Origin of the sequence: Streptomyces sp. NPDC046925, assembly GCF_040644915.1 — a bacterium.
Taxonomy (GTDB): Bacteria; Actinomycetota; Actinomycetes; order Streptomycetales; family Streptomycetaceae; genus Streptomyces.
On the sequence record NZ_JBEYWZ010000003.1, the window covers coordinates 664,362 to 687,778 of the forward strand.

Here is a 23,417-nt window from a genome sequence, read left to right on the forward strand (position 1 = left end):
GCGGGATCGCTGCGGCGTCGCTACTGACCCCCGGTAGCGGCGCCGCAGCACTCCGGCGCGAGGCCCACCGGCAGGCGTTCTCCCGAGAACACCGCGCAGGTGGCCTCGTCGCCGCCCAGTGCCGCCACCGCGAGCAGCAGGGAGCCCGCCGTCCACGTGGTGAGTTCCTCGGGCCAGATCGCCTGGTCGTCGAAGACATAGCCCGTCCAGTAGAGGCCGGACTCCGGGTCCCGCAGGTGCTGGATCGACTGAAGGATCTCCAGGGCGCGGTCGGATTCGCCCAACACCCAGAGGGACAGGGCCAGTTCGGCGCTCTCGCCGCCCGTCACCCAGTTGTTGGGGATGACGCAGCGCACGCCGAGGTCCGGCACCACGAAGCGGTCCCAGCCCTCCTTCATGCGGGACTTGGCGTCCGCGCCGCTCAACGCGCCGCCGAGGACCGGGTAGTACCAGTCCATCGAGTAGCGGTCCTTGTCGAGGAACCGCTCGGGGTGGCTGCGGATGGCGTGGGCGAGGGCACCCGTGGCCAACTCCCAGTCCGGCTGCGGCTCTTCGCGCTGCTCGGCGATCGCCAGAGCGCACCGCAGCGCCTGGTAGATCGATGAACTGCCCGTCAGGAGCGCGTCGTTGACCGGCTCACCGTCCGACTCGCGCTTCCAGCCGATCTGGCCGCCCGGCTGCTGCAGGGCGAGGACGAACTCCACCGCCCCCACCACCGTCGGCCACAGGCGGTCCAGGAACGTGTCGTCGCCCGTCGAGAGATAGTGGTGCCAGACGCCCACCGCGATGTACGCGCAGAAGTTCGTCTCACGGCCCCGGTCCGTCACGTCGTGCGGGTCGCCGTCGGCGTACGCCGCGTACCAGGAGCCGTCCGGGTTCTGGTGCCGCGCGAGCCAGTCGTAGGCGCGGCCCGCCGCCGTGTGCTCGCCCGCCGCGTCCAGGGCCATGGCGGCCTCGGTGTGGTCCCAGGGGTCGAGGTGGTGGCCGCGGAACCACGGGATCGCGCCGTCCTCGCGCTGGACCGCCAGAATCCCGCGGACCGTCCGCGTGGCCTGATCCGCCGTCAGGACGCCCGGCAGGACCAGGTGTTCCGTCCGCTCCGGGCTCGTCACGCGTCGGTCTTCGCGTCGGCCTTCGGCAGGTGCGGCTTCGTCGCGTACGCCACGAAACTCTTGCCCACGACCGGGTTGAGCAACTGCTCCGCCACCTTCGTCGCCAGCGGCTTCTTCATGATGTCCCAGACCAGGAGCTTGTGGTACGCCCGCACCGGCAGCGCCTTGTCGTTGTCCACGCCGAACGCGCACTTGAGCCACCAGTACGGCGCGTGCAGGGCGTGCGCGTGGTGCGTGCCGTACGGCTTCAGGCCCGCCTCGCGCATCCTGCCGAGCAGTTCGTCCGCCTTGTAGATGCGGATGTGACCGCCCTCGACCTCGTGGTACTCGTCCGACAGGGCCCAGCAGATCTTCTCCGGGCCGTAGCGCGGCACCGTCACGGCGATGCGGCCGCCGGGCTTGAGGACGCGGACCATCTCCGCGAGCACGCCCTTGTCGTCGGGGATGTGCTCCATCACCTCGGAGATGATGACGACGTCGAACGAGGCGTCGGGGAAGGGGAGGTTGAGCGCGTCGCCCTCCATCGCGGTGGCGGTCGCGCCCGCCGGTGCCTCGCCCGCCTCCTTCATCGCGGCGAACCACTTGGCGACCTCGCGGATCTCCTCGCCGTTCTGGTCGAGGGCCACCACCTGGGCCCCCCGCCGGTAACACTCGAAGGCGTGCCGGCCCGCACCGCAGCCCAGGTCCAGGACGCGATCGCCCGCGGCGAGCGGGAAGCGGGTGAAGTCGACGGTCAGCATCAGCGATGGCTCCCGGAGTACGTCGGGGTGGTGGCCGGGCGGCGGCCGGATTGCGGGGCCGCGTTCTCGGCGATCGCCGCGCGGTACAGCTCTGCGGTGCCCCGGGCGGCTCTGGCCCAGGTGAATTTGGCGAGGACCCGCTCGCGTCCCGCCGCGCCGAGGCGCACCCGCAGGTCGCGGTCGCCGAGCAGGCGGTTCAGGCCCGCGGCGAGCGCGTCGGGGTCGGCCGGGGGCACGGCGAGGCAGGTCTCGCCGTCGGGGCCCGCGACCTCCGGGATCGCGCCGCCGGTCGTCGCGAGCAGCGGCGTTCCCGTCGCCATCGCCTCGGCCGCGGGGAGCGAGAAGCCCTCGTAGAGCGACGGCACGCAGGCAACCTCGGCCGAGCGGACCAGGTCCACCAGTTCCTCGTCGGTGATGCCCTTGACGAATTCGACGGCGTCGGCGAGGCCGTACTTCTCGATGGCCTGCGCGACGGGGCCGTCCTCGGCGCGCTTGCCGACGACGACGAGGTGGGCGGCGGGGTTCTCGGCGCGGACCTTGGCGAGCGCCTCGACGAGGTACACGAGGCCCTTGAGGGGGACGTCCGCGCTGGACGTCGTGACGATGCGGCCCGGCACCTCGGCGACCGACGGGTCCGGCGAGAAGAGGTCGGTGTCGGCGCCGATGTGCACGACGTTGATGCGGTCGTCGCGTACGCCGAGGTGGTCGATGATCTCCTGGCGTGACGTGCCGGAGACGGTGAGCACGGAGGGCAGCCTGCGGGCGACGCGCTTCTGCATGCGCGTGAACGCGTACCAGCGGCGGACCGACATGCGGCGGCGCCAGTCGGGCGCCGCGTCGAGGTCGAGGCGGCGGTCCACGGTGATGGGGTGATGGATCGTCGAGACGAGCGGGGCGCCGATGTCGCCCAACAGGCCGTAGCCGAGCGTCTGGTTGTCGTGCACGACGTCGAACTCGCCTCGCCTCGCGCGCAGATGGCGGCGGGCGCGCAGGCTGAACGTCGCGGGCTCGGGGAAGCCGCCGGTCCACATCGTCGCCACTTCGAGCGCGTCGACCCAGTCGCGGTACTCGCCGCGCTTGGGCGTGCGGAACGGGTCGGGCGAGCGGTAGAGGTCCAGGCTCGGCAGCTCGGTGAGCCGGAGTCCTTCGAGGCCCTCGTCGAGGACGGGGTAGGGCTGCGCGCCGATCACTTCGACGCTGTGCCCGAGGCGGGCCAGTTCGCGCGAGAGGTGCCGTACGTAGACGCCTTGCCCCCCGCAGAACGGGTTCCCTTTGTACGTGAGGAGAGCGATGCGCAACGGTCGGTCACCATCGGAGCCCTGCGGGCCCGTCCGGGGGCCCGCCTCCATGGCCTCAGCGGTCACTCTCGGCCCCCTTCTGCCTGCGGTTGTCCGCGAGGTTACGCCGGGACGGTAATCTAGAACAAGTTTCAGACTTGATCGTTGAATGATCGCTGAACGAGGTCTGAATCTACCGGCAGGTAGCCGCGCTGTAAGGCCCGGATCAGGTGATTCGCGCCACGGCGGGTGCCCTGCCATGCTGGCCCACCACATATCCGGACCGGGACGACGGACTACGGGACCTATGACATCGGAAGCCAAGGCAGCGGAAGTCGCAGCAGCTGATCCGGCGTCGCCGCCCCTGACCGAACGGCAGGAGGCGCGCCGTCGCCGCATCCTGCACGCCAGCGCCCAGCTCGCGAGCCGGGGCGGGTTCGACGCGGTGCAGATGCGCGAGGTCGCCGAGTCGTCGAGCGTCGCGCTCGGCACGCTGTACCGCTACTTCCCCTCCAAGGTGCATCTGCTGGTCGCCACCATGCAGGACCAGTTGCAGCACATGCACACGACGATCCGCAAGCGTCCGCCCGCCGGTGAGACGCCCGCCGAGCGGTGCGCCGAGACGCTGATGCGGGCCTTCCGCGCCCTCCAGCGCGAGCCGCATCTGGCGGACGCCATGGTCAGGGCGCTGACCTTCGCCGACCGCTCCGTGAGCCCCGAGGTGGACACGGTCTCGCGGCTGACCACGGCGATCATCCTGGACGCGATGGGCCTGGCGGAGGCGCCGACCCCCGAGCAGCTCTCGGCGGTCCGGGTCATCGAGCACACCTGGCACTCCGCGCTGATCACCTGGCTCTCGGGGCGGGCGTCGATCGCACAGGTCAAGATCGACATCGAGATGGTGTGCCGGCTGATCGACCTGACGTCTCCCGAGAGCGCGTAGCGGGCCGCCCAGGCCGCACGAGGCCGCCCCGAGTCTCCCGAAGCCGCTCGAAGGCCACCCGAAGCCACTCGAAGGGCGCTCGAACGCAAGCTCTGAACAGTTGCACGGGGGGCGCACACCCATCTGGCAATTGCGCCCCTGAGCCTCCTCTGGTCCCGCTTGGCCAATTCTGCGCGTCCGCATCGACGGTCCGCGCGGCTATGAATGGTCTACGTGCTGTACGAAGCCATCGGACCAAATGCGGAGAGCTGGAGTATCGGAACGTGATCCGGGTTCTTCTCGTGCACGACGCCTGTCTGCTGCGATCGGCCCTCGCCGAACGCCTCGCCCGTGAGCCGGACCTGGAGGTGTTCCATGCACCGTGGCGCAACGCCCGCGACCGTATCGGCGTGGTGCGGCCCGACGTCTGCGTGGTCGACCCCGAGGGCGACTCGGCGTACGCGTCCGCCGAGTTCGGGGAGCATTCCCATCCGGTGACCGGCGGACTCGGCACCCCGCTGCTCGTTCTGGCGTCCGGCAGCCGGCCGGGGCTGCTGCGGCGCTGCATGGAGGCCGGCGCCCTCGGCTACGTGGACAAGGCGAGTCCGCCGGACCGGCTGCTCGCGGGGATCAGGCAGGTGGCGGCCGGTCGGCGGTTCGTGGACGAGTCCCTCGGCTTCGGCTTCCTGAAGGCCTCTCAGATGCCGCTGACACACCGGGAGTTACTGGTCCTCGCGCTCGCCGCCGGGGGCGCGCCCGTCGCCGAGATCGCGAACCGACTGCATCTGTCCAACGGGACGGTGCGCAACTACATGGCCGCCATCACCCGCAAGACCGGGGCCCGCAACAGGATCGACGCGATACGGATCTCGCGGGTGGAGGGCTGGGTATGACGTCCCGTCCGCTCCGTTCGCGCCGTTCGCGCCGTTCGCCGGGCTCCAGCTGCCGCAGAGCTCGCGGTAGAGGGACGAGCTCCGCAGCAGCTCTCCATGGCTGCCGCACAGCGTGTGCGTCCCGTCCATCACCAGGATGCGGTCGGCGCGGCGGGCCGAGCTGATGCGGTGGGCGATCACCACGAGGGTGCCGCCGGGCCGCGCCGCGAACGCCCGCTCCGCGCGGGCCTCCGCCGCCGGGTCGAGGTGGCAGGTGGCCTCGTCGAGCAGGGCGAGGGGCGCGTGCGAGACATGGGCGCGGGTCAGCGCGACGAGCTGGCGCTCGCCCGCGGAGAGTGCGGCGGGGTCGACCGGGGCGTCGAGCCCGCCGAGCCGCTCGATCACCCCGCCGAGCCCGACAGCCCCGGCGGCGGCGATCAGCTCGGCGTCCCCGACGGCATCCTCACGCAGATACGCCAGGTTCTCCCGCACGGTCCCGCTGAAGACGTAGGCCTCCTGCGGGATCAACACCCGCCGCCCGACGGCCTCCGGCCCCCGCACACCCCGCCCGTCCACGCGCACGACACCGCTCCCGGCCTGAAGCATCCCGGCCACAAGCCCCACCAGCGTCGACTTCCCGATCCCACTGGGCCCGACAACGGCCAGATGCCCGCCCCGCGGAACGGTGAGCGAAAGATCCCGCACGACGGGCTCGGCGAAGGGCCCGTAGGCAAAGGAGACGGAGGAGAGCTGAAGGGCGGGGGCGGGGCGCCCACCGGCAGCAGTCGGGGCCACAGAAGTACGCCGATCGCCGCCCACGGGCTCGGCGTCACACGCCGCGGGCCGCACGGCGTGCGAGGCCGTGCCGTCTCCGCCGGCGGGCGTCGGGTGCCCGCCCGGAGCAGTCGGGGGCTCAGGAGCCGGTCGGCCGGTCGGCACGGGCTCGGCGTCACACGCCGCGAGCCGCCCGGCATCCGAGGCCGTACCGCCTCCGCCCACAGGCGTCGGGTGCCCGCCCGGAGCAGTCGGGGGCTCAGGAGCCGGTCGGCCGGTCGGCGCGGGATCGGCGTCACACGCCGCGGGCCACCCGGCATCCGAGGCCGTACCGCCTCCGACCACGGGCGTCGGGAGCCCGCCCCGAGCGGTCGGGGGCTCAGGAGCCGGCCGGCCGGTCGGCGCGGGATCGGCGGCGCACGCCGTGGGCCACACGGCGTGCGAGGCCGTGCCGTCTCCGCCCGCGGGCGTCGGGTGCCCGCCCGGAGCGGTCGGGGGCTCAGGAGTCGGTGGGGGCTCGGCGGCGGTCGCGGAGGGCGCGCTGCTGCCCGCGTCTCCGGCGGGGGTGGGCGGCGGGGTCCATGTCAGGCGGCGTAGGACTATTGCCAGGCGGGAGCCGCTGGTGCCCAGGCCGTGGATCAGGTTGTTCAGGGCCGGGAGCAGGGCCTGGGTGACGTAGGCGATCGCGCCGACCAGGGCGCCCGGTGTCACTCCGCGGTCCAGGAGCCAGGGCGCCGTCACGAGGAGCAGGACGAGCGGGAGCTGGCCGCCGGTCACGAGGGCCGCCGTGCGCAGGATGCCCCAGCGGGCGAGTGCGCCCGCCGCCCCGTACTCGGCGGCGACGGCCCGGTCCAGGTCCCCGGCCACTTCCCGCTCTGCACCGGCAGCCGAGATGTCCCGCAACCCCGGTGCCACGGAACCCAGTTGTGCGGCGATCTCCTCGTCCGCCACGAGGAACCTCTCCTGGCGCCGGGCCAGCGGACGCAGGCTCGCCGCGAACAGGGCGATCCCGGCGAGCAGCGGGGGCGCGACGACCAGGAGCAGCAGCGGGGCCAGCGAGAACAGGCCGATCAGCGCGCCCGCCGCCGTGAAGACGAAGGAGCGGGAGACGAGCACCAGGCCCGCGAACGTGTCCCTGGCGATCTCCACCTGCTGGGTGAGCCGGGAGACTGAGGCGCCGTCCGCCTCCCGCAGCCCCCGGCCGACGACTTGCCGTACCAGGGTGTCCCGCAGTGGCTCCACCAGATCGGCGACCGCGCGGAACACCCGCCCCGTGCCGTACGCGGCGACGACCACGCCGAGCCCGGCCCCGCCGAGCCACCCGAACCCCACCGCCGCGCGCCCGGCGAGGAACCCGTCGTCCAGGGCGCGCGCGAGGGCGTACCCGGTGAGGAAGGTCTGCCCCGTTTCGAGCACGGACCAGAGCGCGAGCCGCAGCAGCACCGGCCACCTGCGCCACAGAAAGCGGACACCCCGGCGGTACGGGCCCGACGGGGCCGGAGCCGGGGCCGGAGCCGGAGCCGGAGCCGCGGCCGGGTTCGAGTCCGAGGCCGGGTTCGAGTCCGAGGACAGCGCCGGACGGCTCACGCGCCGAACACCTCCCTGTACTCGGCCCGCTCCCACAGCTCCGCATGGGTCCCCACCGCTCTGATCCGGCCGTCGTCCAACCAGGCGACCACGTCCGCGCGGGCCGCCGTCGCCGCGCGGTGGGCGATGATGAGGCGGCTGCGGTGCGGGGTGTGGTGGAGGAGGGCCTCGGCGATGTGGTGTTCCGTCACCGTGTCCAGGCTCGACATCGCGTCGTCCAGGATCAGGATCCGGCCGCCTCGCGCGAACGCCCGTGCCAGACCGAGGCGTTGGGCCTCTCCCCCGGAGAGCGGCGCGTCGGCGCAGGGGGTGGCGTACCCGTCGGGGAGGCGGGTGATGAACGTGTCGGCGCGGGCGGCGCGCGCCGCGCTGCGGATGCGGCCGGGCGCCGGGCGCGGGGTGCCGAAGCCGATGGTGTCCTCCAGGGTCGCGCCGAGCAGGGCAGGGCGCTCGAAGGCGTAGCCGATCTCGCGGCGCAGCTCCTCGCGCCCGAGCGACCGCAGGGGGACGCCGTCGAGGCGTACGTCCCCTTCGTCGGGGTCGGCGAGCCGCCCCGCGAGGGCCGCGAGCAGCGACTTGCCCGCGCCGGAGCGGCCGACCACGGCGAGCGTGCCTCCTGCGGGCACCGTCAGGTCGACGCCGTCGAGCACGGTGCGTCCGCCACGGTCCGCCTTGATCCCTCGTAGCTCCAACAGACCGTCACCGGGAGGTAGTTCAGCGGATCCGTAAGAAGTCGTGGGCTCCGCGGCCACCTCCCCCAGGCGGCGTGCGGCGGCCCGCGCCCGTACCAGGCCGCCGAGTTGGCCGACGAGCATGCCGATGCCGGTGGCGAGCACCGCGTACCGGGAGGCGGACAGGAGCTCGCCGACGGTGATGCGGTCCTGGACGACGAGGTGGCCCGCGACCGCGATGACGCAGATCTGGAGCAGCGGCGCGACCGCGACCGCCTGCGCCTGGGAGCGGCCCTGGACCCGCCACATGCGGTGTCCCTGGCGGGAGAGTTCGGGCAGCGCCCCCAGTACGCGTTCCGCCTCTTTGTCCTCGGTGTGCGCCGCCGCGACGGTCCTGGCCCCGCCGATCGCCTCGCCCAGGCGGCCCGCGATGTCCCCCTGGACCTGCTGGTAGCGGGCCACGCAGTCGGACGAGACCCGCACGAACGCGCGCAGGAGCAGGACGAGGACGGGCGCCCCCGCGACGAACACCACGGCGAGCCAGCCGTCGATCAGGGCGAGGGCCACTACGGCGCCGACAGGCGCGACCAGGGCGGCGAGCAGCGCGGCGAGCGTGGCGGGCGCGACGCCCGCGTGTGCCGCGTTGTCGACGAGGCGGGCCACCAGGTCGCCGGGGGCGAAGCGCGCGGTGGCGCGCGGTCCGACGGCCAGCACATGGCGTCCGATACGGCCGCGCAGCCAGGCGGTGGCGCGGGCGTTGGTGGTTCCGGTGAGGACGCCGTCCAGGGCGTCCAGAAGCGCACTCGCCGCGACGAGCGCCGTACACAGGAGGATCCAGCGGCGGGCATCGGCACCGACGTGGCCCGCGGCGTGCCCCGCGAGTACGGCGTCCAGGGCACGGCCGATCGCGAACGGCAGGAGAAGACTCGCGCCCGCGCCGGCGACGCTGCACAGCGCGAGGACCACGCAGCGCACGGCGTTGTGACGGGTCACGGCCTTCAGCAGACCGGCGTCGTCAGCGGCGGCGGGTCGGGGTCGGTCGGATCCGCGCCGGTCGGATCGGCGCCGGTGAGGACGGGTGGTCGTGGTCGCCATGCGATCCGGGTCCTCACAGTCCTCGGGGTAGGAGATGGAGCCGGGCGGCGCCTCGGGGAGAGGCACCGCCCGGGTCCTCACGGCGTGCCGTTCAGACGGCACGGGCCGGCATCAGAGACAGAGGACGACACTCGCGTCGCTCCAGCACAGCAGCAGGCTCACGTTGCTGCCGCCGCCACCGTGGCCGCCGCCGGTCATCTCGTCGGATTCCATGCTCTGCAGGTCGAGAAGCGCCATGATCTTCCCTCTCATTTGGGGACGTTGTTGTCCTTGTGGGCGGTGTCACGACCCCGCGGATTCGCGGGACCGGCTCTGGGGCCGCCTCAGGGGCGGCAGGAAGGGGACGTGTGCTCCGCCGTCCCCCAGCGGGGCGGCGAGCGCGAGAAGACAGCCCGCCGTTCCGGTGTGCAGGTCCATGGAGAGCCGGAGCATCTGGTTGCCGGGGAAGGCCAGTTGGCCCGCGTACGGCATCGAGAACCAGCCGAGTCCCTCGATCTGCGCGGCGACCTCCCCCGGCGGGATACCGGGTGCGGTGCTGCGGTCGACGTGCAGGAGCAGTCCGGCCCGGCCCTGGAACAGGCCCGGCTGTACGCAGAAGCGTGAGCGCGCGGTGGCCAGGATGCCCGGCCGTACCGCCTCGAATCCGGCGTCGTCCCGGTGCGCGAGGTAGTCGTCGACGACCATGCCGATGCCGACGCTGCCGTCGCCGAGGTACGGCATCGTGCGCCACCCCTCGTCCACCCCGATACTGCCGTCGGGCCGCGCCACGCACCGGTCGAGGTCCGCGCGCAGGGCGCGTGCCGCCAGGTCGAGGAGCGCGGGGTCGCCGTTCCGCTCGTAGAGCCGCAGGAAGAGGAGTGCCGGGCCGGTGGCCCCGTGCAGCAGGCCGGCTCGTGGCCGCCCCTTCGGCGGGGTCCCGGCGGTGAGCCGCTCGCCGATCAACTCGGCTGCTCGTAAGGCGTGTTGTGCGAGCCCTTCCTCACCGGCGCTGTGCGCGAGGGAGTCGAAGGCGAGTCCGAGTCCGGCGAGACCGCCGTTCAGGTCGGAGGGCAGCCGCTGCCAGTTCTCCTGGAGGACGCTCTCCATCAGGTCGAGCGCCCGGGTGCGGTGACCGAGCCGTTCGAGTACGTGGGCGATGCCCGCGAGGCCGTCGTTCAGGCCGAGGGGCGTGCCGGGCGGGGCGGACTCGGTGTGCTTCAGGAGCCAGCGTTCGCCCTCCTCGTAGCGCTCGGCGCCGCTCTCGGCGAGGGCGTAGAGCACTCCGGCCGCGCCGTGCGCGAGGCCGAGCCCGCCGCCGTCGGCGAACGTCGCGATGTCGCCGGGGAAGAGCCGGTCGTCGCGCTCCGGGGTGGCCGAGGCGAGGATGGCCTTGACCATCGAGTCCCGGCTGCCGGGCCAGTCACCGAGATCGACGAGGCCGACGTGGCCGACGAGCGATGCGGCGACATCCGCGGCCGTCCTGGCGGCGGGCGCCCCGGCGACGGGCCTCCCGGCGGCGGGCCTCCCGACGGAGGCAGTCCCAGTGGCGGTCGTCCTGGTGACCGGCGACCCGGCAGTAAACGACCCGGCAGCGGACGACCCAGCGACGGGCGAGCCCGCAGCAGACGCCCCGGCCGCGGACGACCCGGCGACAGGCGACCCGCCGAAGGGATCCCCCGCAGCAGACGCCCCAGCCGCAGCCTCCGCACCCCCCGTCACGCCCTCCCCGCCCCGCTCGATCTCCGCCACCGCCTCCGCGAGGAACTCGGCCGGCACGTCGGGGAATTCGGCCGCGATCACCTTCGCGAGGTGCGCGGCCTTGTCGCGGTCGATGGCCAGCAGCGTGGTGATCGGCAGGAAGAGGGCGAGGCGCAGACAGGCGAGGGCGTAGAGGTCGACGTCGACGCCCTTGCGGTCCGCGGGTGCGAGGAAGCCGGGGTGGGCCACGACCTGTCTGCCGCCGTCCCCCACCCGCGTCGCGGCCTCGAAGTCGAGGAGCGAGACGGACTGTTCGTCGGGCGCGACCATGATGTTGAACATGTGGAGGTCGTTGAAGACGACCCCCCGCCCGTGCACGGCCGCGACGGCTTCCTCGACGGCACGGTGGATCCGCAGCGCCCAGGCCGTGTACGCGGCGACCGCATCGGCGTCCGGCTCGCTGACAAGCAGTGGATGCCGGTCCGCGAAGAAGGAGTTGAGGGTGCGGCCCTCCAGGAAGTCCATGACGAGGAAGCGGTGGCCGCCGAGTTCGAACCAGTCCCGTACTTCGGGCGCGACGCCGAGGCCCGCCAATCTCCCCAGCGCGTCCCGCTCGCGCTCCAGGCGGGCCACGGCGTCGGCCCCGTCGGATGCCAGGCCCGCGTGCGGCCGGCCCTCCTTGAGGACGACCTTGCGGCCGTCCCTGGTGTCGGTGCCCACATAGACCCCGCCGCCGTTGGAGAAGTGCAGCGCCTTCTCCATGCGGTACGGCAGGTCGGTGACCGTCGTGTTGTTCCGCGCCGCAAGCTGCGATTCGAGGAACGGCGGCAGCGTCACCCACTCGGGGACCCGGAAGGCCGGGTCGCGCGAGTCGGGGACGAGGCGGCCCCGATCATCCTCGATCGCGGGGACCAGACCGCCGCGCTCGTCGACGCACATACGGCGGGTGAAGGCGCCGTACCTGACGTACAGCGGGCCTTCCTGCCAGCGCAGGTCGGTGAGGATGTACGGGCCCTCGTTCCCCGCCAGTTCCTGTCCCAACTCCTCCAGAATGGAATGGAGTTGGCGCTCGTCGGCGGGGTAGATCGTGGCGAACTTCCCGCTGCCGTCGCGTCCGGCGTACTTGCTGTTGCGCAGGTGCAGCAGGGGCCGTCCCGCGATGAACTTGAAGGGGACGTAGCGCGGCACGCAGTGGTCCCAGACCGCCGCGGCGATCCGGTCGGCGTTCTCTAGCGTGGCGGAGACGTGGATCTTCCAGCCCTGCTGGGGCGCGGGCCTCGCGTGCCCTTCCTCGTCGACGGGGACGAGGGTCAGCCAGTCGCCCTGGCGCGCCGACCGCCATCCCCGCGGGACGGGGCGTTCCGCCGTCCCGAAGACGGGGGCGCTGCCGCCCACGGACAAACGGTCCGGAGTCTCGTAGAAGTGCCTGTCGGCCAGACAGTAGACCTCGTACCGCTTGTCCACGGCGTCCCCTCCCCAAGTGGTCCGGACTTGAGATTTCCAGACCGCAAAGGGGGCGGACAGTCACGGATGTCATCGATCGGGCATGCGGAACGCATGGGTAACTTCCTGTTCGCACCTGTTCGATCGAACACAATACGTACAGGACGTATACGAGTCGGCGCGGACGGCATCGCGTTAGTGAAGCCCGCTGCCGCCGGACCGATCAGTCCTCCGGGGGGAAGACGACCTCCCCACTTCCGGACAGCGTGATCGTGATCGCCTCGACCGGACATCCCTCGGCCGCTTCGAGCACCTTCTCGTTGGCGTCGGTCTCGGGCTCCGCGGGGTGCGACTGGCGGGCGGAGTCGAGCGAGAACCCGCCCGGCGCCGTGATCACGCACATCCCGGAGCCGATGCAGACGGACCGGTCCACCTCGACGTGCCAGCGGTCACCCATCAGGCACCCGCCCCCTCGTACCCGGCGGGGAGGTGGATCATCTTGTGCTCGAAGTACTCGCCGTACCCCTCGGGCCCGAACTCCCGCCCCAGGCCGGAGTTCTTGTAGCCGCCGAACGGTCCGAGCATGTCGAGGCTGAAGGTGTTCACGGAGTACGTTCCGGTGCGCACCTGCCGGGCGATGTCGATGCCGCGCTCCGTGTCCGCCGTCCAGACGCTGCCGCTGAGGCCGTAGTCGGAGTCGTTGGCGATCTTCACGGCCTCGCTCTCGTCGCCGTACGGGAGCAGGCAGATGACCGGGCCGAAGATCTCCTCGCGGGCCACGCGCATCGAGTTGTCCACGCCGCCCAGGAGCGTCGGCTCGACGTACCAGCCCTCGTCGAGTCCGGGCGGACGGCCGCCGCCCGTGAGGATCTTGGCGCCTTCCTCCTGGCCGATGCGGATGTAGTCGAGGGAGCGCTGCTGCTGTCGCTGCGCGACGAGCGGGCCGAGTTCGGTGGCAGGGTCGAGCGGGTCGCCGACCTTGAGCGCACCGGCCGCGGCGGCGAAGGCGTCGGCGAACTCGTCGTGGCGCGAGCGGGGCACGAGGATGCGGGTCTGGGCGACGCACGCCTGGCCGTTGATCATCCAGGCGAAGGGGACGATGCCGGCCACCGCGGAGGCCGCGTCCGCGTCCGGCAGGATCACGGCGGCGGATTTGCCGCCCAGCTCCAGGGTCACGCGCGTGAGGTTGCGGGCCGCGACCTCCATGACGCGCTTGCCCGCGCCGACGGAGCCGGTGAAGGACACTTTGTCGATGCCGGGATGCCCGACGAGGTACTCGCTCACCTCGCGGTCGGCCGAGATGATCGAGAGCACGCCCGGCGGCAGCCCCGCCTCGGTGGCGATCTCGGCGAGTATGTAGGCGTCGAGCGGCGCCTCGGGCGAGGTCTTGAGGATCACCGGGCAGCCGGCGAGCAGCGCGGGCGCGAGCTTGGCCGCGGCGGTGAACTGCGGGACGTTCCACGGCACGACGGCCGCCACGACGCCGACCGGCTCGCGCCGGACGAGGATCTTGCCGAGCGCTCCGTCGCGCTCCTCCTCGTAGGTGAAGTTCCGCGCGACGGTGAGCGCCGAGTCCCAGACCATCATCGCGGCGAGGGCCTGCACCATGATGCTGGAGGTGTACGGGGTGCCGTTCTCGGAGCTGATGACACGGGCGATCTCCTCGTGCCGTACGGCGAACGCGTCCTTGATCTTTGTGATGACCTCCATCCGCTCGTCGAGCGTCATCCGGGGCCATGGGCCGTCGTCGAAGGCCTTGCGCGCGGTGGCGACGGCCCGGTCGACGTCGGCGGGCGCGGCGTGCGGCACGCGCGCGAAGACCTGGCCGGTGTGCGGCGAGATCACCTCGATGACGTCCTTGCCGAGGGGGTCCACCAGCTCCCCGCCGATGAAAAGCTGCCCGTGTTCCACGATCTCGGTCATGGCTGACTGCCTCCTGCGGGATTCCGCCTGCGCGGCACGCTTTCTGACACTGTTTCAGAACTGATACCAGTTCTAGTTCCACTAGTCCACGGAGGGCAAGACTCAAGTAGCCTGACGAAAAGGTCGACTTGGGCGATCATTGGAACTAGTTCTAGTTGCGGACGAGAGAAGAAGAGGGCGCCCGATGACGCAGGTGACCGAACCGCAGGTGACCGAGCACGGCGGGGGCGTGTGGAGCATCAAGGTCCCGATCCCCGACAACCCCCTGGGCTTCACCCTCGTCCATCTCCTGGACACCGACGCGGGCCCCGTCCTCATCGACACGGGCTGGGACGACCCCACGTCCTGGGACGCGCTCGCCACCGGCCTCGCCGCCTGCGGCACGTCCGCCGACGCGGTGCACGGCGTCGTCATCACCCACCACCACCCCGACCACCACGGCCTCTCGGCCAAGGTCCGCGAGGCATCGGGCGCGTGGATCGCGATGCACGAGGCGGACGCGTCGGTCGTACGCCGCACGCGGACCGGGCCGCCCGCGCGCTGGTTCGACTACATGGCGGAGAAGCTGACGGCCGCGGGCGCCCCCGCCGACCATCTGGCCCCGCTGCTCGCCGCACGTGACGCGGGCCGCGCGCCCCGCCTGCCGGGCCTGGCCGCCGCGCTCCCCGACCGCGACATCACGCCGGGCGAACTGCTCGAACTACCGGGACGCAGGCTCCGCGCGATCTGGACCCCCGGCCACACGCCGGGCCACGTCTGCCTGCACCTGGAGGAGGAGCACCCGGCGCGGCTGCCCGGGCACGGGCGGCTGTTCTCCGGCGACCATCTGCTCCCCGGCATCACCCCGCACATCGGCCTGTACGAGGACCCCGACGACGACACGGTCACCGACCCCCTGGGCGACTACATCGACTCCCTGGAGCGCATCGGCCGCCTGGGCGCCGCCGAGGTGCTGCCCGCCCACCAGTACGCGTTCACGGACGCCCCGGCCCGCGTCCGGGAGATCCTGGCCCACCACGAGGAGCGCCTCACCGACCTGCTCGCCCTCCTCGCCGAACCCCTCACCCCCTGGCAACTCGCCGAGCGGATGGAGTGGAACCGCCCCTGGGACCAGATCCGCTACGGCTCGCGCAACATCGCCGTCTCCGAGGCCGAGGCACACGTACGGCGCCTGGTGAAGCTGGGCCGCGCGGAGGCGGTGGGCAACGATCCGGTGCGGTACCGGGCGGTGTGACCTTCACGGCGGGCCGTGCGACCTCCGCGGCGGGCCGTGTGGCCTCCGCGGGGAGCCGGTGCGGCCTTCGGGCGGGGGCGGGCAGCCCGGGCCGCTGCCCTACGGGCCGGTAGAGTGGGCTCGTCGTCATCATGCCCGTACAGGGGGAAGCCGGTGCGAATCCGGCGCTGACCCGCAACCGTATGCCGCACCCGCGCGGTAAGCCGGAATGCCCGGTACGGAACATGACCGGCTCGCGTCATCGGAACCGCCGATGACCGGCACCGTCGAGGTATACGGAGCCGGAGCCGCCCGGTGCCCGTGCCCAGCTACGCGCCCGTGCTGCCTCCGCTCCCCGCAGGGAGAGGCACCCGCCGCATCATGAACGTTCGCCGCAGCGCAGCGGTCCTGGCCGCCGTCGCCGTGTTCGGTTCGGTCGCCGCCCCGGCCGCCTTCGCGGACACCGCGTCCCCGTCGCCCTCCGCCAAGCTGCCCTCCGGCCTCTACGGCGACAGCGACCCCAAGTTCGACGGGGTGTTCCGGCAGTCGTACGCCCTGCTCGCCCAGGACTCGGCCGGTGTGAAGCCCGCCGCCAAGGCCGTCGACTGGCTGACGGGGCAGCAGTGCGCGAGCGGCGGTTTCGCCGCGTTCCGGGCCGACGCGGGCGAGCCGTGCGACTCCAAGACCATGGTCGACAGCAACTCGACCGCCGCCGCCGTGCAGGCGCTCGGCGCGCTCGGGGGCCAGGACAAGACCGTCAAGAAGAGCGTCGACTGGCTGAAGTCGGTGCAGAACGGCGACGGCGGCTGGGGCTACAACCCCGGCATGGACTCCGACGCCAACTCCACCGGCATCGTCATCGGCGCCCTGACCGCCGCGGGCCAGAAGCCGCAGTCGGTGAAGTCGCAGGATGGCAAGTCCGCGTACGACGCGCTGCCCGCGCTCTCCATGAGCTGCGACAAGGACGGCGGCGCCTTCGGCCTCGCGGACGTCAAGACCGGCAAGCTCTCGCCGAACGCGGACGCCACGGCGGCCGGTGTCCTCGGCGGCCACGGCAAGGGTCTGGTCGTCGACGAGGCGAAGAAGGAAGCCGCCGCCCCCAAGTGCGAGAAGGCCAAGACCGCCGAGCAGGCCGCGTCGAACGGCACGGGCTACCTCCTGAAGACCCTCGCCGAGGGCGACGACCACCTGATGTCCTCGCTGCCCGGCGCCAAGAACATGCCCGACCTCGGCAACACCGCGGACTCCGTGCTCGCGCTCGCCGCGGCCGGTCAGCCGGAGCAGGCGAAGAAGTCGGCCGAGTGGCTGTCGAAGAACTCCGCACAGTGGGCAGAGAAGTCCGGCCCCGCCGCCTACTCCCAGCTGATCTTCGCCGCCCACGCCGCGGGCATGGACCCGCGTGACTTCGGCGGCGCCGACCTCGTCAAGCAGCTCAACGCGCAGGGTCCCGCCCCGCAGGCTGCCGAGAAGGGCGACGAGAAGAAGGACAGCGACGACGACGGCAGCGGCGTCAGCATCTGGTGGATCATCGGCGTCGGCATGGTCGCCGGTATCGGCATCGGCTTCCTGTACAGCGGCAACAAGAAGAAGCAGCAGCTGTGACGCGGGGTCGCGCGCGGTGCGGGCGCCTGCTGGTCGGGGCGCTCGTCGCCGCCCTGCTCGGTGTCCTCGCCGCCGCCCCCGCACAGGCCGCCGGTTACCGCTACTGGTCCTTCTGGGACCGGGACGGCTCCTCGTGGGCGTACGCGAGCCAGGGGCCGAGCACCGCACGCCCCGACGACGGGTCCGTGCAGGGCTTCCGGTTCTCCGTGTCCGAGGACTCCAAGGACGCCGCGAAGCCGCGCGGCGCCGCCGACTTCGACACGATCTGCGCCAAGACCCCCGCCAAGGACGACCGCAAGCGGATCGCCCTAGTCATCGACTTCGGCACGGCCGCTGACGCCCCCGACGGCGAGACCCCGCAGCAGCGGCGTACCGCCTGCGCGCTGATCGCGGACGACGCGACGAGCGCGGACGCCCTCGCCGCGGTCGCCGGTCCGCTGCGCTACGACAGCAACGCCCTGCTGTGCGCCATCGCCGGCTACCCGAAGTCGGGCTGCGGCGAGCAGGTCGCGGGCAACGGAGAGCCCCAGAAGAAGAAGTCGGCCGCGAGCGAGGCAGGCGACAAGGAGGGCGGCTCCGGCGGCCCCTCCGTCGGCCTGATCGCGGGCGTCGCCGCCGTCGCCCTGCTCGGCGTGGCCGCCCTCTGGCAGGCACGCCGCCGACGCGGCTGAACCGCGCCATGAACGATCACCCGAGCACCGCTCCCGGTGCGCTGCGCAGGCGCCTGGCCCCCGAAGCGCACCGGAGCAACGCGCTGCACCCGGGCGCCTGGTGGGTATGGGCGCTCGGCCTCGGCGTCGCGGCGTCCCGCACCACCAATCCCCTGCTGCTCGGACTGCTCATCGGGGTCGCGGGCTATGTCGTCGCGGCCCGCAGGACGTCCGCCCCGTGGGCGCGGTCGTACGGCGCCTTCGTGAAGCTGGGTCTGGTCGTGATCGCGATCCGGCTCGTCTTCGCCGTCGTGCTCGGCTCCCCCATTCCTGGTTCGCACGTCGTCGTGACGCTGCCCGAAGTGCCGTTGCCCGACTGGGCGAAGGGCGTGCGGATCGGCGGCCGGGTGACGGCCGAGGGGCTGCTCTTCGCGCTCTACGACGGGGTGCGCCTCGCCGGGCTCCTCATCTGCGTGGGCGCCGCCAACGCCCTCGCGAGTCCGGCCCGGCTGCTCAAGTCGCTGCCGGGCGCGCTGTACGAGGTGGGGGTCGCCATCGTCGTGGCGATGACGTTCGCACCGAACCTGATCATGGACGTGCAGCGTCTGCGTGCCGCGCGGCGCCTTCGCGGGCGGGCGGACAAGGGCATCCGGGGGCTGCTCCAGGTCGGCCTGCCCGTCCTCGAGGGCGCCCTCGAACGGTCGGTCGCGCTGGCCGCCGCGATGGACGCGCGCGGCTTCGGCCGCAGCGCGCCGGTGCCCGCCGGGGTGCGCAGGGCGACCGCGGTACTGACCCTCGGCGGTCTGATGGGCGTCTGCGCGGGTACGTACGGACTGCTCACCGCGGGCGGCACGGGCTACGGCCTGCCGGTGCTTGCCGCCGGGCTGCTCGCGGCCCTCGCGGGACTGCGCCTGGGCGGGCGGCGCTCCGTGCGCACCCGCTACCGGCCCGACCCCTGGGGCGTGCGTGCCTGGCTCGTCGCCGGGTCGGGGGTCGCGGTGGCGGGCCTGATGATCTGGGCCGCCTCGTACGACGCGTCCGCCCTGCACCCCGGTGTCGTTCCCCTGACGGCGCCGACGCTGCCGCTGTGGCCCGCGGCCGCCGTACTCATCGGCCTGCTGCCCGCCTTCGTGGCACCGGTGCCCGCCGATTGTGCCGCCCCCGTTCATTCCCCCCCGCGTGCCGAGGAGCCCTCATGATCCGCTTCGAGGATGTCTCCGTGACGTACGAAGGGGCCGCCGGGCCCACCGTGCGCGGGGTCGATCTCGCCGTGCCCGAGGGCGAGCTCGTGCTCCTCGTCGGGCCTTCCGGGGTCGGCAAGTCGACGCTGCTCGGCACGGTGAGCGGGCTCGTGCCGCACTTCACCGGGGGCACCCTGCGGGGGCGGGTGACGGTGGCGGGGCGCGACACCCGTACCCACAAGCCGCGTGAACTCGCCGACGTCGTCGGCACGGTGGGCCAGGACCCGCTGTCGCACTTCGTGACGGACACGGTCGAGGACGAGCTCGCGTACGGCATGGAGTCGCTGGGCCTCTCCCCCGACGTGATGCGCCGCCGGGTCGAGGAGACACTGGACCTCCTCGGCCTCGCCGATCTGCGCGACCGCCCCATCGCCACGCTCTCCGGCGGCCAGCAGCAGCGCGTCGCGATCGGCTCGGTGCTCACACCGCACCCCGAGGTCCTCGTCCTCGACGAACCGACGTCGGCGCTCGACCCGGCCGCCGCCGAGGAAGTCCTCGCCGTACTCCAGCGGCTCGTGCACGACCTGGGCACGACGGTCCTGATGGCCGAGCACCGCCTTGAGCGGGTCGTGCAGTACGCGGACCAGGTGCTGCTGCTGGCGGCGCCCGGCGAGGCGCCCGTGCTCGGAGACCCCGCCTCGCTGATGGCGGTCTCTCCGGTCTACCCGCCGGTGGTGGGCCTGGGCCGCCTCGCGGGCTGGTCGCCGCTGCCGCTGACGGTGCGGGACGCCCGGCGCAGGGCGGGGGCGCTGCGGGAGCGGCTGACCGGCCCGGCTCCCGCCGTGACCGAGCCGCGCGAGGCACCTCCGGCGACGCGCAGGTCCGTCCTGCGCAGACGTACGAAGACGGAATCCCCGGAGGCGGCCGCCGCGAGCGTGTCGGGGCTTGCCGTCCGCCGGGGCCGCGTGGAGGCCCTGCGCCGCGTCGACCTCACCGTCCGCGCGGGCGAGACCGTGGCCCTGATGGGCCGCAACGGCGCCGGGAAGTCCACGCTCCTGTCCACACTGGTCGGCCTGCTCGAACCGGCGGCGGGCTCGGTCCGCGTCGGCGGCGCGGTTCCGCACCGCACGGGCCCGCGCGAGCTGATCCGCCATGTGGGCCTGGTCCCCCAGGAACCGCGCGACCTCCTCTACGCGGACACGGTGGCCGCCGAGTGCGCGGCGGCCGACCACGACGCGGCCGCGGAGCCCGGCACCTGCCGCGCGCTTGTGTCGGAGCTGCTCCCCGGCATCACGGACGACACCCACCCCCGTGACCTCTCGGAGGGCCAGCGCCTCACCCTGGCCCTCGCGGTCGTCCTGACGGCCCGCCCTCCTCTTCTCCTCCTGGACGAGCCGACCCGCGGCCTCGACTACGCGGCCAAGGCCCGCCTGGTCACGCTCCTGCGCGGACTTGCCGCCGAGGGCCATGCGATCGTCCTGGCCACGCACGACGTGGAACTAGCGGCGGAACTGGCCCACCGGGTGGCGATCCTCGCCGACGGCGAGATCGTCGCGGACGGTCCCACCCCGGAGATCGTCGTCTCGTCCCCGTCCTTCGCCCCGCAGACCACCAAGATCCTCGCCCCGCAGAAGTGGCTGACGGTCACGGAGGTACGGGAGGCGCTGGAGGCCGGGGGCGATGCCGCGTGAGCCCCGCCGTACCCCGCCCCGCCGCCACCCGCCAGGCCCGCCCCATCCGCCTGGGCCCGCGCTCCGTCGGCGCCCTCGCGCTCGTCAGCGCGGTCGGCGTCGTGGCCTTCGGGTGGCCGCTCATCGCGGGCGGGGACTCGGGGCTGAGCGCACACGCCGGTGACGCGCCCTGGCTGTTCGCGGCCCTGCTGCCGCTGCTGCTCGCCGTCGTCGTGGCAACCATCGCCGATGTCGGGCTCGACGCGAAGGCCATCGCGATGCTCGGGGTGCTCGCCGCCGCCGGGGCGGCGCTGCGGCCGCTGGGTGCGGGGACGGCCGGGATCGAGCCGATGTTCTTCCTCATGGTGCTCAGCGGGCGGGTGCTCGGGCCGGGCTTCGGGTTCGTGCTGGGTGCCGTGTCCATGTTCGCCTCGGCGCTGCTCACCGGGGGCGTCGGCCCGTGGATGCCGTTCCAGATGCTGTCCATGGGGTGGGTCTGCATGGGCGCGGGGCTGCTTCCGGGCGCCGACACCCTTCGCGGCCGGCGCGAGCTGTGGCTGCTCGCCGCCTACGGAGCGGTCTCGTCCGTCCTGTACGGCACCGTCATGAATCTGCAGGGCTGGCCCTACCTCGGCGGCCTGGCGACCGGCGTCTCCTTCGTGCCCGGTGATCCGGTCGCCGAGAACCTGGGCCGCTTCATCGCGTACTGCCTGGCGACCTCGCTGGGCTGGGACCTGCCCCGCGCCGTGGTCACCGTCCTGCTGAGCCTGGCCCTCGGGCCCGCCGTACTGAAGGCGTTGCGCCGGGCCACGCGCCGGGCCGCCTTCGAGGCGCAGGTCACATTCGAGGGGCCCAAGGCGTAGGCAGCCGCCCGCTCTCCGTTACATGGAGCTGCCTTCGAGGTGAGGCGGCCCACAGGACTTAGGTCCTCTACGAAGGAGGGCCGTAGATCATCCGTCTTGGCGCGTACGCGTCAATATTGGCTCTGACCTGGGGATTGAGAGCCAGATCACATGAAGGACTTTTCGCCTTGATGCGACATCCACTAGTAAAAGGGGGCATTGCGGAGGCGTAACAGCCCTGCTTCTCTGGATCGAGTCGCACAGCGCCACAAGATCGAACACCGGCGCCGACGCAGCCCCCGAGCCACACCCCCGTGGCCCACGGCAGGCCCGCGACACCATGTCCCCCACGGAAGGTCACGCTTTGTCCGCCACGCTCATCCGCCGCATCGCCACCCCGAAGAAGGCCCTCACCGGTGCCGCCGTGGCCGTCGCCACGACCGGCATGGTGTTCAGCGCGGGCGCGGCCCAGGCCGCCGCCCCGTCCGAGGCGAAGGCCGCGGCTCCTGCCGCCGCCCACGCCGCGGCGCCCACCTCGGCGAAGGCGATCGCGAAGAAGATGATCCCGGACCCCGCGCAGTACAAGGCGTTCAGCAAGATCGTGGAGCACGAGAGCGGCTGGAACGCCACCGCCACGAACTCCTCCTCCGGCGCCTACGGCCTGGTCCAGGCGCTGCCCGCCTCGAAGATGGCTTCGGCGGGCTCGGACTGGAAGACCAACCCCGAGACCCAGATCAAGTGGGGCCTCGACTACATGAACGACCGCTACGGCAGCCCCGTCGGCGCGTGGAACCACTGGCAGGCCAACGGCTCGTACTGAGCCGCCGGAACTGCCTGCAGCACCCGAGAGCGGCCACCCCCGGACAGGGGGTGGCCGCTCTCGTCGTACGTGAGAAAGCCCGCGGCCTACAGCCGCTGAATGATCGTCCCCGTGGCCACCGCCCCGCCCGCGCACATCGTGATCAGCGCGAACTCCTTGTCGCGGCGCTCCAGTTCATGCAGGGCGGTGGTGATGAGGCGGGCCCCGGTCGCGCCGACCGGGTGGCCGATGGCGATCGCGCCGCCGTTCACGTTCACCTTCTCCAGGTCCTGCTCGAAGACCTGCGCCCAGCTCAGGACCACCGAGGCGAAGGCTTCGTTGATCTCCACGAGGTCGATGTCCTTCAGGGACATCCCCGCCTTGCCGAGGACCGCCCGCGTCGCGTCGATCGGCCCGTCCAGATGGAAGTGCGGATCGGCCCCCACGAGCGCCTGCGCGACGATCCGCGCGCGCGGCTTCAGCTTGAGCGCCCGCGCCATCCGCTTCGACGCCCACATGATCGCCGCCGCGCCGTCGGAGATCTGCGAGGAGTTGCCTGCGGTGTGCACGGCGGTCGGCATCACCGGTTTGAGGCGCTCAAGGCCCTCCATCGTCGTGTCCCGCAGCCCCTCGTCCCGGTCGACGAGCCGCCACATGCCCTGCCCTGCGGCCTGCTCCTCCTCGGTGGTGGGGACCTGGACGGCGAACGTCTCGCGTTTGAAGCGCTCCTCGGCCCAGGCGGTGTTGGCCCGCTCCTGCGAGATGAGGCCGAGCGAGTCGACGTTCTCCCTGGTGAGGCCACGGTTGCGGGCGATACGTTCGGCCGCCTCGAACTGGTTGGGCAGGTCGACGTTCCACTCCTCGGGGAACGGCTTGCCGGGACCGTGCTTGGAGCCCGAGCCCAGCGGAACCCGTGACATCGCCTCGACACCGCAGCTGATGCCCACGTCGATGACACCGGCGGCGACCATGTTCGCGACCATGTGGCTCGCCTGCTGGGACGAGCCGCACTGACAGTCCACGGTGGTGGCCGCGGTCTCGTACGGAAGGCCCATCGTGAGCCAGGCCGTGCGCGCCGGATTCATGGACTGCTCCCCGGCGTGGGTCACGGTGCCGCCGACGATCTGCTCGACGCAGTCGGCGTGGATGCCCGTACGGCCGAGGAGTTCCCGGTAGGTCTCGCCGAGCAGATAGGCGGGGTGGAGATTGGCGAGCGCGCCGCCGCGCTTACCTATGGGGGTGCGTACGGCTTCGACGATGACAGGTTCCGCGGCCATGGGCGTCCTCTCCATCCACATCCCTCGGGGATGTCCCGGCACCCCCGAAGAGAACTAGTACGCGTTCTAGTTCTGCATGCAGTCTGCTGA

General features: G+C 72.5%; 18 protein-coding genes, 1 pseudogene and 1 riboswitch. Of the genes and pseudogenes, 9 read left to right on the forward strand and 10 right to left on the reverse strand.

Annotated features, from left to right (window positions below; translation table 11 throughout):
• Positions 1-20: 20 nt before the first annotated feature.
• The 3 genes from ABZ906_RS16250 to ABZ906_RS16260 are packed head-to-tail and all read right to left on the reverse strand — an operon-like array spanning position 21 to position 3,216.
• On the reverse strand, positions 21-1,112 hold the full coding sequence (locus ABZ906_RS16250; protein WP_361382460.1) for a prenyltransferase/squalene oxidase repeat-containing protein: 1,092 nt from the start codon (positions 1,110-1,112) through the stop codon (positions 21-23).
• A complete protein-coding gene (locus ABZ906_RS16255) occupies positions 1,109-1,852 on the reverse strand; it encodes a class I SAM-dependent methyltransferase (protein WP_361189672.1) in 744 nt (247 codons plus the stop codon). Before ABZ906_RS16255 ends, ABZ906_RS16250 begins: the two co-directional genes overlap by 4 nt.
• On the reverse strand, positions 1,852-3,216 hold the full coding sequence (locus tag ABZ906_RS16260) for a glycosyltransferase family 4 protein (RefSeq protein WP_361382463.1): 1,365 nt from the start codon (positions 3,214-3,216) through the stop codon (positions 1,852-1,854). The genes ABZ906_RS16255 and ABZ906_RS16260 overlap by 1 nt, the downstream gene beginning before the upstream one ends.
• A 220-nt stretch (positions 3,217-3,436) precedes the next feature.
• Here ABZ906_RS16260 and ABZ906_RS16265 point away from each other — a divergent pair, with 220 nt between their 5' ends.
• Both ABZ906_RS16265 and ABZ906_RS16270 read left to right on the forward strand, forming a co-directional pair.
• Positions 3,437-4,072, forward strand: a complete 636-nt coding sequence (locus tag ABZ906_RS16265) for a TetR family transcriptional regulator (RefSeq protein WP_361189667.1) — start codon at positions 3,437-3,439, stop codon at positions 4,070-4,072.
• Positions 4,073-4,617: 545 nt separating this feature from the next.
• A pseudogene (locus ABZ906_RS16270) lies at positions 4,618-4,860 on the forward strand (LuxR C-terminal-related transcriptional regulator); the annotation flags it as partial.
• Here ABZ906_RS16270 and ABZ906_RS16275 read toward each other — a convergent pair.
• The 6 genes from ABZ906_RS16275 to ABZ906_RS16300 form a co-directional block, all read right to left on the reverse strand.
• Positions 4,774-7,140, reverse strand: a complete 2,367-nt coding sequence (locus ABZ906_RS16275; RefSeq protein WP_361383238.1) for an ATP-binding cassette domain-containing protein — start codon at positions 7,138-7,140, stop codon at positions 4,774-4,776. The pseudogene ABZ906_RS16270 and the gene ABZ906_RS16275 sit on opposite strands and share 87 nt — an antisense overlap.
• A 140-nt stretch (positions 7,141-7,280) precedes the next feature.
• Positions 7,281-9,050 (reverse strand): ABC transporter ATP-binding protein, encoded by a 1,770-nt coding sequence (locus ABZ906_RS16280; RefSeq protein ID WP_361382466.1) that lies wholly within the window; start codon positions 9,048-9,050, stop codon positions 7,281-7,283.
• Positions 9,051-9,161: 111 nt separating this feature from the next.
• Positions 9,162-9,287, reverse strand: a complete 126-nt coding sequence (locus ABZ906_RS16285) for a SapB/AmfS family lanthipeptide (protein ID WP_361189755.1) — start codon at positions 9,285-9,287, stop codon at positions 9,162-9,164.
• 45 nt (positions 9,288-9,332) lie between these two features.
• Positions 9,333-12,191, reverse strand: a complete 2,859-nt coding sequence (gene lanKC, locus ABZ906_RS16290) for a class III lanthionine synthetase LanKC (RefSeq protein ID WP_361382469.1) — start codon at positions 12,189-12,191, stop codon at positions 9,333-9,335.
• A gap of 202 nt (positions 12,192-12,393) precedes the next feature.
• Positions 12,394-12,627, reverse strand: coding sequence for a ferredoxin (locus ABZ906_RS16295; RefSeq protein WP_361189658.1), 234 nt, complete (start codon positions 12,625-12,627; stop codon positions 12,394-12,396).
• On the reverse strand, positions 12,627-14,093 hold the full coding sequence (locus tag ABZ906_RS16300) for an aldehyde dehydrogenase (protein ID WP_361382472.1): 1,467 nt from the start codon (positions 14,091-14,093) through the stop codon (positions 12,627-12,629). Before ABZ906_RS16300 ends, ABZ906_RS16295 begins: the two co-directional genes overlap by 1 nt.
• Before the next feature lie 184 nt (positions 14,094-14,277).
• Between ABZ906_RS16300 and ABZ906_RS16305 the strand changes: the two genes are divergently transcribed.
• The 7 genes from ABZ906_RS16305 to ABZ906_RS16335 all read left to right on the forward strand — a co-directional run bounded on the left by ABZ906_RS16305 (position 14,278) and on the right by ABZ906_RS16335 (position 22,071).
• The gene (locus ABZ906_RS16305; protein WP_361189654.1) at positions 14,278-15,327 is read left to right on the forward strand and encodes an MBL fold metallo-hydrolase; all 1,050 of its coding nucleotides are present in this window, start codon (positions 14,278-14,280) and stop codon (positions 15,325-15,327) included.
• A 100-nt stretch (positions 15,328-15,427) separates the two neighbouring features.
• A riboswitch (cobalamin riboswitch) is annotated at positions 15,428-15,562 on the forward strand.
• A 125-nt stretch (positions 15,563-15,687) separates the two neighbouring features.
• Positions 15,688-16,908: a prenyltransferase/squalene oxidase repeat-containing protein gene (locus tag ABZ906_RS16310; RefSeq protein ID WP_361382475.1), complete on the forward strand. Its 1,221-nt coding sequence runs from the start codon at positions 15,688-15,690 to the stop codon at positions 16,906-16,908.
• Positions 16,905-17,579 (forward strand): SCO2322 family protein, encoded by a 675-nt coding sequence (locus ABZ906_RS16315; protein WP_361382478.1) that lies wholly within the window; start codon positions 16,905-16,907, stop codon positions 17,577-17,579. Before ABZ906_RS16310 ends, ABZ906_RS16315 begins: the two co-directional genes overlap by 4 nt.
• Before the next feature lie 8 nt (positions 17,580-17,587).
• The gene (locus ABZ906_RS16320) at positions 17,588-18,757 is read left to right on the forward strand and encodes an energy-coupling factor transporter transmembrane component T (protein WP_361382481.1); all 1,170 of its coding nucleotides are present in this window, start codon (positions 17,588-17,590) and stop codon (positions 18,755-18,757) included.
• A complete protein-coding gene (locus ABZ906_RS16325) occupies positions 18,754-20,430 on the forward strand; it encodes an ATP-binding cassette domain-containing protein (RefSeq protein WP_361382484.1) in 1,677 nt (558 codons plus the stop codon). The genes ABZ906_RS16320 and ABZ906_RS16325 overlap by 4 nt, the downstream gene beginning before the upstream one ends.
• Positions 20,427-21,272 carry an ECF transporter S component gene (locus ABZ906_RS16330; RefSeq protein ID WP_361382487.1) on the forward strand — a complete coding sequence of 282 codons (846 nt, stop codon included), beginning with the start codon at positions 20,427-20,429 and terminating at the stop codon, positions 21,270-21,272. Before ABZ906_RS16325 ends, ABZ906_RS16330 begins: the two co-directional genes overlap by 4 nt.
• 343 nt (positions 21,273-21,615) lie before the next feature.
• Positions 21,616-22,071 carry a transglycosylase SLT domain-containing protein gene (locus ABZ906_RS16335; RefSeq protein WP_361382490.1) on the forward strand — a complete coding sequence of 152 codons (456 nt, stop codon included), beginning with the start codon at positions 21,616-21,618 and terminating at the stop codon, positions 22,069-22,071.
• Positions 22,072-22,157: 86 nt separating this feature from the next.
• Here ABZ906_RS16335 and ABZ906_RS16340 read toward each other — a convergent pair whose 3' ends face one another.
• Complete coding sequence (locus tag ABZ906_RS16340; RefSeq protein WP_361189636.1) at positions 22,158-23,327, reverse strand: steroid 3-ketoacyl-CoA thiolase; 1,170 nt, start codon at positions 23,325-23,327, stop codon at positions 22,158-22,160.
• Positions 23,328-23,417 lie beyond the last annotated feature (90 nt).

Coding starts and splice junctions, on each gene's coding strand:
- ABZ906_RS16255 (WP_361189672.1), bottom strand. CDS start 1,852: ATGCTGACCGTCGACTTCACCCGCTTCCCGCTCGCCGCGGGCGATCGC.
- ABZ906_RS16265 (WP_361189667.1), top strand. CDS start 3,437: ATGACATCGGAAGCCAAGGCAGCGGAAGTCGCAGCAGCTGATCCGGCG.
- ABZ906_RS16280 (WP_361382466.1), bottom strand. CDS start 9,050: ATGGCGACCACGACCACCCGTCCTCACCGGCGCCGATCCGACCGGCGC.
- ABZ906_RS16285 (WP_361189755.1), bottom strand. CDS start 9,287: ATGGCGCTTCTCGACCTGCAGAGCATGGAATCCGACGAGATGACCGGC.
- ABZ906_RS16295 (WP_361189658.1), bottom strand. CDS start 12,627: ATGGGTGACCGCTGGCACGTCGAGGTGGACCGGTCCGTCTGCATCGGC.
- ABZ906_RS16300 (WP_361382472.1), bottom strand. CDS start 14,093: ATGACCGAGATCGTGGAACACGGGCAGCTTTTCATCGGCGGGGAGCTG.
- ABZ906_RS16305 (WP_361189654.1), top strand. CDS start 14,278: ATGACGCAGGTGACCGAACCGCAGGTGACCGAGCACGGCGGGGGCGTG.
- ABZ906_RS16310 (WP_361382475.1), top strand. CDS start 15,688: ATGAACGTTCGCCGCAGCGCAGCGGTCCTGGCCGCCGTCGCCGTGTTC.
- ABZ906_RS16320 (WP_361382481.1), top strand. CDS start 17,588: ATGAACGATCACCCGAGCACCGCTCCCGGTGCGCTGCGCAGGCGCCTG.
- ABZ906_RS16325 (WP_361382484.1), top strand. CDS start 18,754: ATGATCCGCTTCGAGGATGTCTCCGTGACGTACGAAGGGGCCGCCGGG.
- ABZ906_RS16340 (WP_361189636.1), bottom strand. CDS start 23,327: ATGGCCGCGGAACCTGTCATCGTCGAAGCCGTACGCACCCCCATAGGT.